General features: G+C 64.1%; 14 protein-coding genes and 1 pseudogene. 13 read left to right on the top strand and 2 right to left on the bottom strand.

All coding sequences use genetic code 11. The annotated features are described in order from the left end of the window. The first annotated feature begins 219 nt into the window (after positions 1 to 219). The 12 genes and pseudogenes from ACVMIM_RS13805 (at position 220) to ACVMIM_RS13750 (ending at position 14421) form a co-directional block, all read left to right on the top strand. Positions 220 to 456: a hypothetical protein gene (locus tag ACVMIM_RS13805; RefSeq protein ID WP_476112530.1), complete on the top strand. Its 237-nt coding sequence runs from the start codon at positions 220 to 222 to the stop codon at positions 454 to 456. Beyond that, on the top strand, positions 450 to 3647 hold the full coding sequence (locus tag ACVMIM_RS13800) for an efflux RND transporter permease subunit (protein ID WP_476112528.1): 3198 nt from the start codon (positions 450 to 452) through the stop codon (positions 3645 to 3647). The genes ACVMIM_RS13805 and ACVMIM_RS13800 overlap by 7 nt, the downstream gene beginning before the upstream one ends. A 14-nt stretch (positions 3648 to 3661) precedes the next feature. Continuing rightward, positions 3662 to 4816, top strand: coding sequence for an efflux RND transporter periplasmic adaptor subunit (locus ACVMIM_RS13795; protein ID WP_040998181.1), 1155 nt, complete (start codon positions 3662 to 3664; stop codon positions 4814 to 4816). A 157-nt stretch (positions 4817 to 4973) separates the two neighbouring features. Next, complete coding sequence (locus ACVMIM_RS13790; RefSeq protein ID WP_476112527.1) at positions 4974 to 5663, top strand: GntR family transcriptional regulator; 690 nt, start codon at positions 4974 to 4976, stop codon at positions 5661 to 5663. Positions 5664 to 5687: 24 nt separating this feature from the next. Further along, on the top strand, positions 5688 to 6791 hold the full coding sequence (locus ACVMIM_RS13785; protein WP_476112525.1) for a mandelate racemase/muconate lactonizing enzyme family protein: 1104 nt from the start codon (positions 5688 to 5690) through the stop codon (positions 6789 to 6791). Position 6792: 1 nt separating this feature from the next. After that, positions 6793 to 7221: a hypothetical protein gene (locus ACVMIM_RS13780; protein ID WP_476112523.1), complete on the top strand. Its 429-nt coding sequence runs from the start codon at positions 6793 to 6795 to the stop codon at positions 7219 to 7221. A gap of 42 nt (positions 7222 to 7263) precedes the next feature. Further along, the gene (locus tag ACVMIM_RS13775) at positions 7264 to 8925 is read left to right on the top strand and encodes an ABC transporter substrate-binding protein (protein ID WP_476112522.1); all 1662 of its coding nucleotides are present in this window, start codon (positions 7264 to 7266) and stop codon (positions 8923 to 8925) included. Positions 8926 to 9267: 342 nt separating this feature from the next. Beyond that, a complete protein-coding gene (locus tag ACVMIM_RS13770) occupies positions 9268 to 10221 on the top strand; it encodes an ABC transporter permease (RefSeq protein ID WP_476117215.1) in 954 nt (317 codons plus the stop codon). After that, the gene (locus tag ACVMIM_RS13765) at positions 10218 to 11099 is read left to right on the top strand and encodes an ABC transporter permease (protein WP_476112520.1); all 882 of its coding nucleotides are present in this window, start codon (positions 10218 to 10220) and stop codon (positions 11097 to 11099) included. The genes ACVMIM_RS13770 and ACVMIM_RS13765 overlap by 4 nt, the downstream gene beginning before the upstream one ends. Next, positions 11092 to 13125 (top strand): ABC transporter ATP-binding protein, encoded by a 2034-nt coding sequence (locus tag ACVMIM_RS13760; protein ID WP_476112518.1) that lies wholly within the window; start codon positions 11092 to 11094, stop codon positions 13123 to 13125. Before ACVMIM_RS13765 ends, ACVMIM_RS13760 begins: the two co-directional genes overlap by 8 nt. 183 nt (positions 13126 to 13308) lie before the next feature. Continuing rightward, positions 13309 to 13569, top strand: a pseudogene (locus ACVMIM_RS13755) (DUF427 domain-containing protein); the annotation flags it as partial. 87 nt (positions 13570 to 13656) lie between these two features. Continuing rightward, positions 13657 to 14421: an SDR family oxidoreductase gene (locus tag ACVMIM_RS13750; RefSeq protein WP_476112517.1), complete on the top strand. Its 765-nt coding sequence runs from the start codon at positions 13657 to 13659 to the stop codon at positions 14419 to 14421. Between the two features lie 75 nt (positions 14422 to 14496). On the opposite strand, the gene ACVMIM_RS13745 is transcribed toward ACVMIM_RS13750, so the two are convergent. After that, complete coding sequence (locus tag ACVMIM_RS13745; protein ID WP_476112515.1) at positions 14497 to 15855, bottom strand: NAD(P)-binding domain-containing protein; 1359 nt, start codon at positions 15853 to 15855, stop codon at positions 14497 to 14499. Between the two features lie 318 nt (positions 15856 to 16173). Between ACVMIM_RS13745 and ACVMIM_RS13740 the strand changes: the two genes are divergently transcribed. After that, positions 16174 to 16896 (top strand): helix-turn-helix domain-containing protein, encoded by a 723-nt coding sequence (locus ACVMIM_RS13740; RefSeq protein WP_040998033.1) that lies wholly within the window; start codon positions 16174 to 16176, stop codon positions 16894 to 16896. Positions 16897 to 17253: 357 nt separating this feature from the next. Here the strand turns inward: ACVMIM_RS13740 and ACVMIM_RS13735 are convergent, their stop codons facing one another. Next, entirely contained in the window at positions 17254 to 18294 is a 1041-nt protein-coding gene (locus ACVMIM_RS13735) for a heme-dependent oxidative N-demethylase family protein (RefSeq protein WP_476112513.1), read from the bottom strand. Between the last annotated feature and the right edge of the window lie 8 nt (positions 18295 to 18302).

The raw sequence follows: 18302 nt of genomic DNA, 5'->3' as shown, positions 1-18302 counted from the left end.
GTCGCCACCTCTTGACTAGGGTGTTACCGGTCTGTAACTTCCTGAATGTTACTTACTGGTAACACCTATATCACTCGCCGTCAAACGACAAGGCCCTCCGATAGCCCTGCCAGAGTGAGATAGGACACAAAACCTGCCTGTCATGCGGCTTCGGCCGGTGAATTCGAGAGAAAAGCGGTCCGTGATCGAGCGATGCGGGCCGAGCAAGGAGCCACTCCTATGCAAACGCGCAAAGACCTGACGATCGACGAAGCCATCCGGGATCCAATGATCCGGCTGGTGATGAAGGCGGACGGGATCGATCCCAAGGCCTTCGAACGGATGCTGCGCTCGCGCGCGCCGGACCAGGCGCCGGGCAACATCCCGCCGTCCTTCCTGCAAGATTCCGGCTCCGGCCGGGCCCGGCGCCTGCGCCATTTCGCAAAACCGTTCGGCGAGGCGTCCGCATCATGGTGAACTTCTTCATCCACCGCCCGATCTTTGCGTCGGCGATCGCCATCATCATGGTGCTCGCCGGCGCGATCGCCTATTTCCTGTTGCCGGTCTCGCAGTTCCCCGACATCACGCCCCCGCAGGTCGTGGTCAGCGCGCATTATCCGGGCGCCAGCGCGCAGGTGGTGGCCGATACGGTCACCACGCCGCTCGAGCAGCAGATCAATGGCGTGCAGGGCATGACCTACATGTCGTCGACGAGTTCGAATGACGGCTCCTCGACCATCACCATCACCTTCGATGTCGGCTATCCGCTCAGCACCGCGGCGGTCGACGTGCAGAATCGCGTCAGCCAAGCGGCATCCTCCCTGCCGGCCATCGTCAACCAGGGTGGCGTGACGATCAAGAAGCAGAACCCCAATTTCGTGCTGATCGTCGACCTCACCTCGCCCGACGGTTCCGTCGATCCGGTGGCGCTGAGCAACCTCGCTTATCTGCAGGTGGTCGATCCGCTGAAGCGCCTGCCTGGCGTCGGCGACGTGCAGATCTTCGGCGAGCGCCGCTATTCGATGCGCGTCTGGCTCGATCCGGACAAATTGGCCAATCTCGGCATCACCGCCGTCGACGTGCAGAACGCGATTGCCGAACAGAATGTGCAGGTGGCTGCCGGCAAGATCGGCCAATCGCCAGCGCCGGCCGGCACCGCCTTCGAGATGCAGGTCAATGCGGTCGGCCGTTTGAGCGACCCCAAGGAATTCGGCGACATCGTCGTGCGCGCCAATTCGCAGAGCGGCTCGCTTGTGCGCCTGCGCGACGTTGCCAGGATCGAGCTCGGCGCGCTGCAATATTCCTCATCCGCCTTCTTCGGCAAGGACCCGACCGTGGTTCTGGCCGTCTACCAGATGCCCGGCTCCAACGCGCTCGACCTGCAGCAGCGGGTCAAGGACAAGATGCAGGAGCTGTCGCAGCGTTTCCCGAAGGGCGTCAACTACGCCATGCATTACGACACGACGCGCTTCGTGTCGGCTTCGATGCATGACGTGCTGGTCACGCTCGGCGAAGCGCTGGTGCTGGTCGTGGCGGTGGTGTTCATCTTCCTGCAGAGCTGGCGCACCACCATCATCCCGACCATCGCCATTCCCGTCTCGCTGATCGCGACATTGGCGGTGATGTACATGCTGGGCTTCTCGCTCAACATGCTCTCGCTGCTCGGCATGGTGCTGGCGATCGGCCTCGTCGTCGACGACGCGATCGTCGTGGTCGAGAATGTCGAGCGACAGCTGGAGGCCGGGCTGAAGCCGCTGGCGGCGACGCGCGCAGCGATGGCCGAGGTGACGGGACCGATCATCGCCACCACGGCGGTGCTGATGGCGGTGTTCATTCCGGTCGCCTTCATCCCGGGCGTCTCGGGGCGGCTCTACAACCAGTTCGCGCTGACAGTGGCGATCTCGGTCGGCATCTCGGCCTTCAACTCGCTGACGCTGTCGCCCGCGCTGAGCGCTGCCTTCCTGCGTCATCGCGGCGAAACCCAGTTCGTGCTGTTCCGCTGGTTCAATGCCGGCTTCGACTGGCTGTCGCATGCCTATGCCCACGGCGTGCGCATCCTGATCAAGCTGCGTTGGGCGATGCTCGGCCTGTTCGCGGCCGGTCTCGTGGCCACCTATTTCGTCTGGCAGAAATTGCCCTCCACCTTCCTTCCCGTGGAGGACCAGGGCTATTTCTTCGTCGTCATCCAGCTGCCCGACGGCGCGTCGCTTGAACGCACCGACGCGGTGGCGCAGAAGGCACGCGATATTCTGCAGAACACGCCCGGCGTCGATATCGTCGGCTCGATCAGCGGCCTGAACTTCCTCACCAGCGCCGCGCAGTCGAATTCGGCGGTGGAGTTCGCCATCCTGAAGCCATGGGATGAGCGCGGGCCAGACCAGAGCGCCTCGAAGCTGGTCGCCGAGGTGCGCAACAAGCTGTTGCAGATCCCGGAAGCCTTTGCGCTTTCCTTCGATCCGCCGTCGATCCCGGGCCTCGGCACCACAGGGGGTTTCGAGTTCCAGGTGGAGGATCTTTCCGGCCGCGGCAGCGCTGCGCTGAACGAGGTCACGCAGGCGCTGATCGCCGAGGCACGCAAGCAGCCGGAGCTCAATCCGCAACAGCTGTTCACGTCCTTCTCGACCTCGACGCCGCAGTTCAACTACGACCTCGACCGCAGCAAGGCGAAGCTTCTCGGCCTCAACCTGCCTGATGTCTTCAATACGCTGCAGATCTATCTCGGCTCGCTCTACGTCAACGACTTCAACCTGTTCGGCCGCACCTTCCGCGTCACCATCCAGGCTGACAAGGAAGCGCGCGCCGATGCGACCGACATCTCGCGGCTCTATGTGCGCAACGCGTCGGGCGGCATGGTGCCGCTGAGCACGCTGGGCAAACTGGTGCCGATCGTTGGACCGGAGACCGTGCCGCACTACAACAACAATGCCTCGGCTCTGATCAATGGCGGCGCTGCCCCCGGCTTCTCGTCCGGACAGGCGGTGGCCGCCATGGAGCGGGCGGCGGCCAACGTGCTGCCGCGCGACTTCGGCTACGAATGGACCGGCATCACCTATCAGGAGCTCAAGGCCGGCTCGATCGCCTCGATCGTGTTCGGACTGGCGATCGTCTTCGTCTTCCTGATCCTGGCGGCGCAGTATGAAAGCTGGGCGATGCCCTTCATGGTGCTGCTCGCCGTGCCGCTCGCGCTGTTCGGCGCCTTCATCGTGCTCCTGTTGCGCGGCATGCAGATCGACGTCTACTCGCAGATCGGCTTCGTCATGCTGATCGGCCTGGCGGCGAAGAACGCGATCCTGATCGTCGAGTTCGCCAGACGCCGGCGCGAGGAAGGCTTGACCATCGTCGAGGCGGCGATGGAAGCGGCAAGGCTGAGGCTGCGGCCGATCCTGATGACCGCCTTCGCCTTCATCCTCGGCGTGCTGCCGTTGATGTTCGCGACGGGCGCGGGTGCTGCCAGCCGGCAGTCGATCGGCACCACGGTCTTCGGCGGCATGGTGGCGGCGACCATCCTGTCGCTGGTCTTCGTGCCTGTCTTCTACGCGGTGATCGAGCAGCTGCGCGAACGCGGCGAACAGGAACAAGCCAAGGGACACCACGGTGCCCCTCAGCCGGAAGAAATCGAACCGACCGCCGAGCCGGCGCTTCAGCCGCTTGCTCAAGCGGCCGAATAGGATTGGAGATCAAAATGCGTAGATGGAAAATCGCTTTGGGAACGGCCGTCGCGCTCGGCGCAATCTCGGTGGCCAGTGTGCATCTGCTCGACATGGGCAATTTCGGCCTCCACAGCAGCACGGCGGGCGCAGCACCCGCGCCGGCGGCCTTCGTCATGCCGGTGCCGGTGGTGAATGTCGTGAAGAAGACGCTGCCGATCTATCTCGACTACGCCGCGCGGGTGGAGTCGATCCGCAGCATCACGCTGCAGGCGCGCGTGCCGGGCTATCTGCAGGAGCAGACCGCTGCCGACGGCAGCGACGTCAAGCAGGGCGACCTGCTCTACCGCATCGCGCCCGACGACTATCAGGCCGCGCTCGACCAGGCGAAGGCGCAGGTGCAGCGCGATACCGCGACGCTCGAATATGCGAAGTCCAATCTCGGCCGCGGCACCGATCTTGCCAAGGCCGGCTATCTCGACAAGGACAGCTTCGACCAGCGCACCAGCAATCTGCGCACGGCCCAGGCAGCCCTTGCCGTCGACCAGGCGGCGGTGCGGACGGCCGAGCTCAACCTCAGCTATGCCGAGATCAAGGCGCCGTTCTCAGGCCGGATCGGCCGCAACCAGGCCTCGGTCGGCACGCTGGTCAGCGTCGCCGGCACGGTGCTCAATACGCTGGTGCAGCTCGACCCGATCTATGTGACCTTCAATCCGAGCGAGACCGACCTCGTGCAGATCGAGCAGGCGAAAGCCAACGGTCCGATCGCCGTCGACGTGCTGTTGCCCGGCGAGACCCAGCCCAGCCAGAAGGGCGAGCTGACCTTCATCGACAACACGATCGACCACTCGACCGGCACCATCACGGCGCGCGCGACGATCGGCAACGCCAAGTTCACGCTGTTGCCCGGACAATATGTGCGGGTGCGGCTGCATGTGAAGGAACAGCCCAACACGCTGATGGTGCCGCAGGTGGCGCTGGGTTCCAGCCAGCTCGGCAAGTACCTTTATGTCATCGGCAAGGGCAACACCGTCGACCAGAAGCTGGTATCGCTCGGGCCCACCGACGGCGACTTGGTTTCCGTGACCTCCGGCATCTCGGAGAACGACCAGGTGATCACGGGCAATCTGCAGAAGATCGGACCCGGAATGCCGGTTTCTCCCTTGCCGCAACCGAAACCGGCCAGCTGATAACCCCCGTCAGTTTCCGGTCCGACGGCGCCCTCGACACCCACACCGAGGGCGCCGTTTTCTTTGGCCGCCTCCAACCCGGAAAAATCGGTAACTAACCTCTTGTTAGATTGTCGACAATCTGCTTGTCTGCGGAAATTCCATCGGGAGTCGAGGCATGGCAAAGCTGGATTTCGGTCCGATCGCGGATACGACGCGCAGGGCGGAGATCGTCGCCCTGCTCAGGCGCGCCATCCTGACCGGACAGCTGGAGCCGGGGCAGAAGCTCAATGAACTCAGGATTTCGGAGCAGATGCGGGTCAGCCGCGCGCCATTGCGCGAGGCGATGCGCGAGCTGGTGCAGGAAGGCATCCTGACCAGCATTCCCTATGCCGGGACCTTTGTCATCGACGTCGCAGCCAAGGACATCATCGACGCCTATTCGCTGAACAAAGTGCTCGATGAATTCGCCATCGAGCTCACCTGGCCGCAGCGCGACCAGCGCTTCTTCGACGAGCTGGACCGCCGCCACGAAGCGGTGAAACAGGCGACGCGGGCGAAGGACACCACGCGCCAGATCGAGACGGCGCTGCAGTTGCATGGGCTCATCTACGAATGGGCCGACAATTCGGTGCTGCTGGAGACCTGGCAGCGGCTGACCAGCCGGCTGCAAATGTATTTCGCCCTGCATCAGCGGGCGCGCAACGAGCCGGTGCCGGCCGAGGATGTGCACGAGACCTATGTGGGGCTGCTCAAAGGTGCCGACATGCGCGCCGCCCAGCGCCATGCTCGCGAGCATATCGACGTCGATTTCGAAGAGCTTCTTGCCTATGCGCGCGGCCTCGAAAAGCGCGCATCGAAGAACTGACAGCCCCGGACAGCGGACCCAAACGTGAAGATCAAGAGCATCAAGGCCTATCATGTCGTGCAGCCCTTCGTGGACGGGCCCTACCGCATGTCCAAGGGGCGCGTCGCGGACTGTTTCGACGCGGTTATTGTCGCCATCACCTCCGACAGCGGCGTGACCGGCTGGGGCGAGATGGCGCCGCTCGGCAATTTCTACTCGGCCGCGTTCCCGGCGGGAACGCGCGCCGGCGTGCCGGAAATCGCGCCGCATCTCATCGGCCGGGATCCGCGCGGGTTTTCCGGCATCGGCCGGCTGATGGACACGGTGTTCAAGGGCCACCCTTATATCAAGTCCGCGCTCGATATGGCGTGCTGGGACCTGGCGGCACGAGCGGCCGACGTGCCGCTGGTGACCATGCTTGGCGGCCGCGAGAGCGACATGGCGGAGACCTACCGGGTCGTGACGCATGGCACGCTCGATCAGATGGCGGAGCTGGCCAAGCGGATCATTGCCGAAGGCTGCCGTCGCCTGCAAATCAAGGTCGGCGGCAATGTGCATGACGACATCGAGCGGGTGACGACGGTGGCCGCCGCCGTGCCGAAGGGCACGGTGATCTTCTGCGACGCCAATGCCGGCTGGACACCCTATCAGGCGCGCCAGTTCGCCGACGCCACACGCGCGATCGACTACACGTTCGAGCAGCCCTGCACGACGATCGAGGAGAACATGTCGGTGCGCCGCATGCTCGACAAGCCGATGGTGCTGGACGAATCCGTCACCTCGCTTGGCGAGATGCTGGAGATCCACCGCCGAGGTGCCGCCGACGGGCTGACACTGAAGATCTCGCGGCTGGGCGGCGTGACGCAGACGCGGCTGATCCGCGATGTTGCCGTCGATCTCGGCTTCATGATCACGGTCGAGGACACCGGCGGCGCCGAGATCGACACCGCCGCCATGGCGCATCTGTCGCTGTCGACGCCGGCGGAGCGCCGGCTGCACGCCATCGCCTTCCATGAATGGGTGACGGTGCGCACGGCCAGGAACGCACCGCCTGTGACGGGCAGCCATATGGGCATCCCCGACGGCCCCGGCCTCGGCATCGACGTCGACCCCGGCCTACTCGGCGAACCTTTCTTCGAAATCGGCTGACATGAAGATCAGGCGCGTCAAGGCAACCCCGATCAACTACAGGCTGGAAGCGCCCTATTGGTGGGTATTCGGCGGGCTCGACGGCTTCTCGCCGACCGTCGTCGAGGTCGAGACCGAGGACGGGCTTGTCGGCATCGGCGAAGCGCCGACGCCGGGCGCGGCCGCCATCATGCCCCCCTGCAACAAATATCACGACCCGGCCCGGGACCTACCGCAGGCTGCCGCTGAATTAGGAGGATGTCGAAAAGCTAGCAGGACTTATGGAGAAAAAGGCGGCCGCTGGTCGCATGACCGACAGACAATTCATCAAGAAAATCTGACTTTTCCGTCCCAACGAACGGATGGACCGGTCGGAAGCGCATGCTACTGTACATCGACCGATATTGATGGGTTCCGGGAACAGGAGAACGCCACGGAACTCGCAAATTGAATGCACTCGCCAACCACAACAACTGGGGAAAGGCTTAGAGCCATGAGCAAGAACTACCGCATTCTCGATCTGCTGCGGCGCGGCCGCACGCCACTCGAAAACCACCTGATCGACGGTCTGATCGATGGCCGCATCAGCCGTCGCGAATTCGTGCGCCATGGCAGCCTGCTCGGCCTGTCGCTGCCGCTGCTCGGCCGCATCGGCATGGCGGCCGGCTTCGGCGCGGCACCCTCGCTCGCGCGCGCCGGCGCGCCCGGCGCCACCATCCGCGTCGGAAGCAGCGTGCCGGCAGCGGCGATCGACCCTGTGACCATCGCCGACGCCGGCGGCCTGCTCGTCATGCAGCAGGTGGCCGAGTTCCTCTGCATCGACGGTCCGGACCTGGTGCTGAAGCCGGCGCTTGCGGAAAGCTGGTCGCCCAACGCCGACGGCACGGTGTGGACCTTCAAGCTCCGCAAGGGCGTGAAATTCCACTCGGGCGGCGAGATGAAGGCCGACGACGTGGTGGCGAGCATCGACCGGCTCGCCGATCCGGCCAACTCGTCCAACGCGCTGTCGGTGTTCAGCGGCATCCTGCAGAAGGGCGCGACCAAGAAGGTGGACGACTACACCGTCGAGTTCCACCTCGACGCGCCGAACGGCAACTTCCCCTACATGGTCTCGTCCGACAATTACAACGCCGTGATCATCCCGGCGAGCTACAAGGGCGGCTACGAACAGAGCTTCGACGGCACCGGACCGTTCAAGATCGAGAAGTACACGCCCAAGGTCGGCGCCTCCTTCGTGCGCAATGACGATTACTGGGGCGAGAAGGCCCTGCCGGATCGCACGGAATTCACCTTCTTCACCGACATCCAGCCGCAAATCCTGGCGCTGCAGGGCGGCCAGATCGACATCATCAACCAGATGCCGGTGCTGGCGGGCGTCGCCGTCCTCAACGATCCAAATGTCGAGGTCATCAGCCTGAAGTCGTCGGCGCATCAGCAGTTGCATATGCATTGCGACGAGGGCCCGACGAAGGACGCCCGCGTGCGCCGCGCCATCGCGCTCTGCCTCGACCGCGAGAAACTCGCCGCCGGCCTGATGAAGGGACGCGCGGTGCTTGGCAATGACAGCCCGTTCGCCGCCGTCTACCCCTCGACCGACACCAGCGTGCCGCAGCGCAAGCAGGATATCGCGCAGGCCAAGCAGCTGATGGAAGCGGCCGGCGCCGGCAAGGGCTTCAAGATGACGCTGACCACCGAGCGTTATCTGGAAATCCCGGAATACGCGCAGCTCATCCAGAACTGGGTCAAGGAAATCGGCATCGAGCTCGAGCTCAACATCCTCGACCAGAGCGCCTATTACGGCGATGCGGTGTTCGGCAAGTCGAACTGGCTGGATTCGGCGATGGGCATCACCGACTACGGCCACCGCGGCGTGCCCAACGTCTATCTCGCCGCACCCTTGAAGAGCGACGGCACCTGGAATGCCGCCCACTTCAAGAACAAGGACTATGACCAGATGGCGGCGAGCTATATCGCGGCCCTCGACCTCGAGGCGCAGAAGGCGACCGCCGGCAAGATCCAGAAGCTGCTGCTCGAGGAAACGCCGGTGATCTTCGGCTATTTCTATGACTATCTGACGGCAACGGCGAAGGGTGTGACGGGCGTGCAGCCCACGGCCATGTCACAGCTGTTCCTCGAGAAGGCGTCGAAAGGCTGAGGATGAGGCAAGCATAGACCCGCATCGCCAGCCTCGAACGGGGCTGGCGCTTTGCCGGCGGGACCTGAGAGGACGCCATGCGCCCTGCCCGCGATCGTTGCAACGGGATGATGCGTCGCATGGGAACCGCAACCCTGCTCACCACCATGCATTGGGGGAACGTACGAGATCCGCGCCGAGAACGGCCGGCTCGTCGGCGTCGCGCCGTGGACCGGCGATCCCAACACGTCGCCGATCGGCCCTCTTGCGCCCGTGACAGCATTCGATCCGCCTGCCACTATTGATTTGTCCGACGCGTCCCGTCTGCCGGGACGCAAGGATCTTTCATAAGGAGACGATGCCATTCTAGCTTTCCTCGTCCGGCGCCTGGCACTGTCGCTCGTCACGCTGTTCTTGCTGAGCGTCATGGTATTCCTCGGCGGCCAGGTGCTGCCGGGCAATGTCGGGCGGGCCATATTGGGGCCGTTCGCCGACCAGCGCGCGGTTGATGCGCTCAACCATTCGCTGGGCGTCGATCGGCCGCTGCTTGTCCAATACGGAAGCTGGATCTGGAATTTCCTCCATGGCGACATGGGCACGTCCTATGTCTTTCGCGCGCCGGTGGCGCCCTTCGTCATCGATGCCTTGGGCAACTCGATGAAGCTCGCTCTGGTCGCCTTCGTGCTGGTGGTGCCGATCGGCATTCTCGGCGGGGTGATCGCCGCGCTCAATTTCAACCGGCCGCTCGACCGCATCATCAGCCTTGGCGGCCTGTCGGTGACGGTGCTGCCGGAGTTCGTCACCGGCATCATCCTGATCCTGATCTTCGGGGTGTGGCTGCGCTTGCTGCCGATCGCAGCCGCTTGGCCGAAGGGCGCCGGCTTCTTCACCCAGCTCTACTATTTGATCCTGCCCTCGCTGCCGCTATTCCTGGTGCTGTTCGGCTATATCGCGCGCATGGCGCGCTCCGGCATGATCGAGGCGCTCGATTCCGACTATACGCGCACTGCGGTGCTCAAAGGCCTGCCGTGGCGCACGGTGATCTGGCGCCATGTGCTGCGCAACGCGCTGTTGCCGACCATCACCGTCATCGCGACCCAGACCGGCTATCTGATCGGCGGCCTGGTCGTCATCGAGACGCTGTTCCGCTACCAGGGCATCGGCTCGCTGATCTTCACCGCCGCGCGCGGCAAGGACTTCCCGATGCTCGAAGCCGGCATCCTCACCATCGGCATCGTCTATGCGGTGGCGACATTGATCGCCGACTTCCTCTATTCCGTGCTCAATCCACGCATCCGGCTGGGAGCAGAGCAATGAGCACCACCGACACTCCCGTCAGCCTGCCGACGCCCGACACCGCACAGCGCAGCCCCTGGGGCGAGGTGCTGCATTCTCTCTCCAGGTCCGGCACGTTCCTGACCGGGCTTGCCATCGTCGTCTTCTGGATCGTGTGCGCGCTGTTCGGCCAGCACTTCGTCCCCTACGATCCGCTGGCAAGCGACATCATCAACGCGCTGACGCCGCCGGCGGCAGATCATTGGTTCGGCACCGACCAGCTCGGCCGCGACGTCTTCTCGCGCGTCATCGTCGGCTCGCGCGATATCCTGACCGTGGCGCCGCTGGCCACCATCCTTGCCACCATCGCCGGCACGGCGCTTGGTCTCGTCATCGGCTATTTCCGCGGCATCGTCGACGACATCGTCAGCCGCGTGCTCGAAGCCTTCATGGCGATCCCGGTGGTGATCATCGCGCTGCTCGCCATCGTCGCGCTCGGCACGTCCAAGATCACCGTCATCGTCGTCATCGGCCTGAGCTTCGCGCCGATCATCGCCCGCACGGTGCGCTCGGCGGTGCTGGCTGAACGCGAGCTCGACTATGTGGCGGCGGCAAAGCTGCGCCACGAAGGCGCGCTGCACACGATGTTCGTCGAGATCCTGCCCAACGTCATCCCGCCGATCCTGGTCGAGACGACGGTGCGGCTGGGCTATGCCATCTTCGCTGTGGCCACGCTCTCCTTCATGGGCTTCGGCATCCAGCCGCCCTCACCCGACTGGGGCCTGTCGATCTCCTCCAATTACGGCATGATCGGCGGCGGCTTCTGGTGGACGGTGCTGTTCGATGCTTTAGCCATCGCCTCGCTGGTGATCGGCGTCAACCTGGTGGCTGACGGCGTGCATGGAGCGTTCAATGACTGACCCCAGGCAAGCAACCAACGCACTCGAACTGAAGGACCTTTCGGTCGCTTATCGCGTCGGCCGGCGCAACCGCGCGGTGCTGCGCAATGTCAACCTGACCATCAAAGCGGGCGAAGCCTATGGCCTGGTCGGTGAATCAGGCTGCGGCAAGTCGACGGTCGCGCTCTCGGTGGTGCGCTATTTGCCGCGCAACGGCTCGATCACCGGCGGCTCGATCGCGCTCGACGGCAAGGATGTGATGAAGCTCGACGCGGAAGCGCTCAGGCGCGCCCGCGCCGACAGCGTGTCGATGGTCTATCAGGACCCCGGCAAGGCGCTGAATCCGTCGCTGCGCATCGGCCGCCAGCTGACCGAGATTTTCGAGCTTGCCGGCATCACCGGACAGGCGGCGGAAGACAAGGCGCTCGCGATGCTGAACCGGGTGCGCATCTCCGACCCGGCGAGCGTCATGCAGCGCTATCCGCACCAGCTTTCCGGCGGCATGCAGCAGCGCGTGGCTATCGCCATGGCTTTGGCCAACGACCCCTCGATGCTGATCCTCGACGAGCCGACGACCGGGCTCGATGCCACCGTGGAAGCCGAGGTGCTCGACCTGATCGCGCAGTTGCGGCGCGAGCTGTCGGCCTCGATTCTGTTCATCAGCCACAACCTCGCGGTCGTCGCCAACATGTGCGACCGCGTCGGCGTGCTCTATGCCGGCATGCTGGTCGAGGAAGGCTCGACCAGGGACGTCTTCAACGACCCGCGCCATCCCTACACGGTGGCGCTGCTGCGCTGCCTGCCGCGCGGCGGCCAGCGCAAGGACCAGGGGCGGCTCGACACAATTCCGGGCTTCCTGCCCGGCATCGGCGCCAATATCGTCGGCTGCGCCTTCGCCGACCGCTGCGCGCTGGCCACCGAACGCTGCCGCGCGGAACCGCCGCCGCTCTACGATCTCGGCGACGGCCGCCTGTCGCGCTGCCACTATCACGATCACGCGCAGTCACTGCCGCGCGCCACGCCCGCCGAGATCGCGGCCGGCCAGCCGAAGCAGGCGCCGCCGGTGCTGCAGGTCGAAGGTCTCAACAAGACCTATGCCAGCCACGGTCGCCCGCTGCGAGCGGTGAAGGATGTCTCGGTGAGTCTCAGGCCCGGCGAGACGCTCGGCCTTGTCGGCGAATCCGGCAGCGGCAAGACGACCTTTGCAAGGCTCCTGCTTGGCCTCGTCCCGCCCGACGATGGCGGCTCGATCGAGCTCGAGGGCAAGAAGCTCGCGCCGCGGCTGGCCAGCCGCACGGAAGACCAGGTCAAGGCGGTGCAGATCGTCTTCCAGAACCCGGACTCCGCGCTCAACCGCTCGCATTCGATCCGGCATATCCTGAGTCGCGCCCTGAAGCGGCTTGGCGGTCTCACCGGCAAGACGCTGGACAACCGTCTCGAGGAGCTGGTCCGCTCGGTGCGGCTCACCGACAAGCATCTGGCGGTCAAGCCGCGGCAGCTGTCGGGCGGGCTGAAGCAGCGCGTGGCGATCGCGCGCGCCTTCGCCGGCGATCCGCGCATCGTGGTGTGCGACGAGCCGACCTCGGCGCTCGACGTCTCGGTGCAGGCGGCGATCCTCAACCTTCTGGCCGACCTGCAGTCGAGGCAGGATGTCTCTTACATCTTCATCTCGCACGACCTTGGCGTGGTGCGCTATCTCTCCGACAAGATCGCCGTGCTCTATCTCGGCCGCATCATGGAGTTCGGACCCTCGGAAGCGGTGTTCTCCGGCCCGCACCATCCCTACACCGAAGCGCTGCTGTCGGCCGTGCCGAAGCTCGACCGGACGGAGAGCTCGCGCATCCGCCTCGACGGCGAGATCCCGAGCGCGGCCAATCCACCGACGGGCTGCGTCTTCCACACGCGCTGCCCGCGCAAGATCGGCGCCATCTGCGAGACGCAGGAGCCGGAACTCGAGGAGGCTCAGCCGGGACATACGATCCGCTGCCATATCCCCTATGACGAGTTGACAAGGCTGCAGAGGCCGAAGACCTTGGAGCCGGCGTGATCGCGGTCAGAACGCCGCAGCACCCGCCATGCTGAAAGCGCGGTCGCTCTCCGTGAAAGCCGGGTCGGTCGACAGGTTTCGAGCGAGCGTACGCAGTCCCGCAACGCAATGTCGAGGGCATCGGAAGAGGAAAGGCAGCGACAGGCCGAGCACGCTGCCATGGCGCAGGAGTTCGCGCCGGCGATCGCGGACACCAGGCTCGATATGCTCTCGCCCAGCCGCTACATCTCGCGCTGCCCATAAAGGGTATCTCCAACTACTACCCACGTGACGACGCCGAAAAAACGGCATGAGAACCTCGTCTGATACTATCCTGAGCCGGTGCATGAGGCCGAGCGCATCAAGGGCCTCGTGCGCTTCCATCATGAGTTGGTCGACAAGATTCCTGGTCGACGGGTGGAGATCCGGAAGGAAGCGACGGCGGCGGCGGACGGGTATTTCTGAGCTCGAGATGCGCCAGGCGCAGCCAGATCAGGCCGCTTGATCGAAGCGCCATTCAGCGCATACCTTCCCGCAATCAGGGAGGGTGCGATGGATCTTTTCAAGCTGGACGGCGGCGTGGCGCTGGTGACGGGCGCCGGCAGCGGCATTGGACAGGCGATCGCGATCGGGCTTGCCGAGGCGGGCGCCGACGTCGCCTGCTTCGGCCATGCATCGAACGGCGGGCTTGAGCAGACTGCCGAGAGGATCAAGGCGCTTGGCCGCAAGGCGCTGGTGCTGACGGGGAGCGTGACGTCCGAGACCGACCTGGCCACGGCGATCGCTCGGGTCGAAGCCGAGCTCGGCGCGCTGACCGTCGCCGTCAACAATGCCGGCATTGCCGGATCGGAAGCGGCCGAGACCATGGCGCTGGAAAAATGGCGCAAGGTGCACGAGGTCAACGTCGCCGGCGTGTTTCTGTCCTGTCAGGCGGAAGCGCGCGTCATGCTTCCTCGACGCACGGGCTCCATCATCAACATCGCCTCGATGTCGGGCACCATCGTCAATCGGGGGCTGACGCAGGCGCACTACAACTCCTCGAAAGCCGCCGTCATCCACATGTCAAAGAGCCTCGCCATGGAGTGGGCCGATCGCGGGTTGCGCGTCAATGTCGTCAGCCCGGGCTACACGCTGACGCCGATGAACAAACGGCCAGAGGTGGCCGAAGAAGTGAAGGTATTCAAACGCGACACGCCGATGGGCCGCATGGCTGCGCCGGAGGAGATGGTCGGACCGGCCGTGTTCCTGGCCAGCCGCGCGTCAAGCTTCGTTACCGGCCTCGACCTGATCGTTGATGGCGGCTACGTGTGCTGGTAGACCGATGGGGGCGTCCCACGGGACGCCCCCCAGGTGTCGATTTAACGACGGGAACCTTGGCGAGAGCCTGCCGTGCTACTCGGCCGCCACGCCCTTCACCTCGAGATAGCTCTCCATCGAATCGTCCAACGCCTGCAGCCACGGGGTGTGATGCAACGGCGCCATGGTGCCGGTCATCAGCGAGCGGTAGGCATTGTCGCGGAAGGTCATGATGTTTTCCATCTTGTGGTGCTCCCACTCCATGAAGGTGCGGTTGACCGCCTCGACGTCGAAGCCCGGATAGTCGGTCTGGTCCATCAGTTCCTTCGTGTAGTCGCCCTGGAACCAGATCATCTGTTCGGCGTCTTCCAGCGTCTCTTCGCGTGCGCGCCACCTGGCGCTGTGCTCGGCCATCGCCTCGGCGGAGGGCAGCTTGATGCGGCCGAGCATCACGTCGCGCGCGTACCAGGCCTGCGCGTCGAACATGTTGAAGGTGTAGAACTGGTCCTGCATGCCGATGTAGAAAAGCTTCGGGTTCTTCTCCCAGACGACGCCTTCATAAAGATCGAGCGGCCACATCCGGTTGGCGGTCTTGAGCTTGAGGTCGTCGGTGAGGAAGGGGAAGGAGTGCAGGTAGCCGGTGCACAGGATGATGGCGTCGACATCCTTGGTGGTGCCGTCCTTGAAATGCGCCGTCTTGCCGACGACTTTTTGCAGCAGCGGCACCTCTTTCCAGTTCTCCGGCCATTTGAAGCCCATCGGCTTGGAGCGGTAGCTGGAGGTGATCGATTTCGCGCCGTATTTGTAGCATTGCGAACCGATGTCCTCGGCCGAATAGGAGCGGCCGATGATCAATATGTCCTTGCCCTTGAATTCCATCGCGTCGCGGAAATCGTGGCTATGCAGGATGCGCCCGTTGAAGGTGGGGAAGCCTTCGAAGAAGGGCACGTTCGGCACCGAGAAATGGCCGGAGGCGACGACGACGTTGTCGAACTCCTCCGAATAGGTCACGTCGTTGGTGCGGTCATGCGCGGTGACGGTGAATTTCTTCCTCTCGTCGGAATAGGTCACCATGCGCACCGGGCTGTTGAAGCGCACCCATTCGCGCACGCCCGATTTCTCGACGCGGCCCTTGATGTAGTCCCACAGCACGGCGCGCGGCGGATAGGAAGCGATCGGCCGGCCGAAATGCTCCTCGAAGGTGTAGTCGGCGAATTCGAGGCATTCCTTCGGGCCGTTCGACCACAGATAGCGGTACATCGAGCCATGCACCGGGTCGCCATGCTCGTCGAGGCCCGTGCGCCAGGTGTAATTCCACAGACCGCCCCAGTCGCTCTGCTTCTCGAAGCAGACGATTTCCGGGATCTCGGCACCCTTGTCGGCGGCGGACTTGAAGGCCCTCAGCTGGGCCAGGCCCGACGGTCCGGCTCCGATGACGGCGACACGAGATTTCATTGCGGGCCTCCTCTTTTTGATTTCGATTTTTTTCTTGACGCAGTTCCGGGCGGAAAACCGTTCGACAGTTTTCCTGGAATTGCTCTGACGAAACAAATTTCACTCACAGTGACAGTAATTGCGTCTTCGGTGCTGTCAACAAACATCTGCGGCAACGGCGTTGCCCCAAACGAATTTCCCGCGAAAAGAGCTGGCGCCGGTTACATGCTGGCGAAACGCCGCTGCGACATCCGGCGGCTTGCCGTCGTGGTTGCGCTTTCGTATCTCCACCCAATATGTTCACCTTGAGTGAAATAAATCTGTGGATTCGGGGGCGACATGGCGAACAAGACATCTGCAGCAAGGCCAGCCGGCGCGGCCGCCAAGGGCAAGGCGCGGCCGAAGCGCGTTTCGGCCGACGGCCGCACGATCCGCACGCCGCTGACCCAAAACCCGCACGCCATCCGCGACACGCGCGAAAAGGTGCTCGAAGTGGCGATCGGCCACGAGGTGCGGGCCTTCCGCAAGAAGCTCGGCATCACCGTCGCCGATCTCGCCGCGGCCACCGACATTTCGCTCGGCATGCTGTCGAAGATCGAGAACGGCATCACCTCGCCGTCGCTGACGACGCTGCAGGCGCTATCGCGGGCGCTGGGCGTTCCGGTGACCGCCTTCTTCCGGCGTTTCGAGGAAGAGCACAGCGCCGTCTTCGTCAAGGCCGGCGAAGGCGTCGATGTCGAGCGGCGCGGCACGCGCGCCGGCCATCAGTACAATCTGCTCGGCCATATCGGCGCCAACACCAGCGGCGTCGTCGTCGAACCGTACCTCATCACGCTGACCGAGAATTCGGACGTGTTCCCGACCTTCCAGCATGCGGGCATGGAGTTCCTCTACATGCTCGAAGGCGAGGTCGTTTACCGCCACGGCAACAATCTCTATCCGATGAAGCCGGGCGACAGCCTGTTCTTCGACGCTGACGCGCCGCACGGACCGGAAGAGCTGACGCAACTGCCGATGCGGTATCTGTCGATCATTTGCTATCCGCAAAACAGCGCCGGGTGATCCGTCAAGCTCTCTTCCTCTCCCTCCGGAGGGGGGAGAGGTGGCGCTGCGAAGCAGCGACGGAGTGGGGGAAGGCGGTCCTCAAACGCGAAGGTGCTGACAAGTGGGCACGACCGAGCGGGCCTGAAATCTTGGCAGGCAGGTAATAATCGGAGGCATCGCCTAGATGTGAACCAACGACCGCCAAGCTAGGTGACCCCCACTCCGTCGAGCTTCGCTCGACACCTCTCCCCCGATCGACGGGGGAGAGCAAGGGCGCGAAACTGTCCCGCCAGGCTCCTTTCGTCCTCCCCGCATAGGGATTGCCCTTGGCGAAACGAGGAATCTCACGAAGAAGGCGCTCGCGGAAGTACAAGTTCAATCCGGCCCAAACCCCGGGCTCGTCGGGCTGCCGTCATCCAGCTTGGACAGCCACTCGACCAGCGTCGACCTGTACCGCGTCAGGCCCTTATAGGTGGCGAGCTCTTCCGGCAGGTCACGGATGACGCGGTGCAGGCGGCGCGCCCATTTGGGCTGCGTGACCAGCTCGTCCATCTTGATCAGGTAGCAGCGGATCGGGAAGACGATGGCGTTGGAGCGCGGCAGCCGCCAGAAGCTTTGCAGCTCGACGCGCAGATGCACCTTCTGGCCAACATTGTCGGGCGTGACGGTAGCGCGGTCCGGACCCCATTTGTGATAATTCTCGGGGCTGGTGTCGAGGCGCGGATTGATGGTCATCGTCCAGTTGAGGCGCCTGGCCGGCTTGCCCTGCTGGATGTTGGTGAGGAATTTCAGCGCCCGCGTGAAGATGCCCTTCTCATGTGCCAGCGGCACCGGCGCGTGCCATTCGAAGAAATTCATGCCGATGTCGAAGTCGAGCGACCAGTCGGCCTGGGTCGTGACCATGCCGGCATCCATCCACAGATTGCCGTCGCGCTGGTCGAGGATGCAGAAATCGCCCTGGCTCTGGCGGGTTATGTATTCCATCGGACCATACGGCAGCGTCGAGGTGTCGCCGAAGGTGAAGGTGTCGTCGATGCCGAGCGGCCGGTTGATCCAGCGCCAGCGATCGCCGTTCCGCTCCAACGTGAAATGCTCGGGATAGCCGAGCGCCTGCTGCTCCATCAGCAGTTCTAGCAGGTCCCAGCCCGCGAGCGTCATATGCGGCAGCGACTGGCAGCGCAGCGGATCCTCGGCCAGCACCAGGGCGCGGTCTTCCATCTCCGAAACATAGTGCTCGTCCACGTCGATCAGATTCTCAAGCACGCTGCCCTTCGGGCCGACGACATGCGGCTCGATGTTGACCGCATACATGTAGCTGTCTTCGTTGAACGGGAAGGGAAAGCGCCGGATGTGCTCCGGGCTGTTCCTGAAGGTGTAGTCGTCGCGGAAGGTTTCCTTGCGAAAGGTGATGCCCATTGACGCCT

The organism is Mesorhizobium sp. USDA 4413 (genome assembly GCF_056280365.1).
Note: the sequence above shows the minus strand (reverse complement) of the source record. Positions and strands in the feature narration are given on the sequence as shown.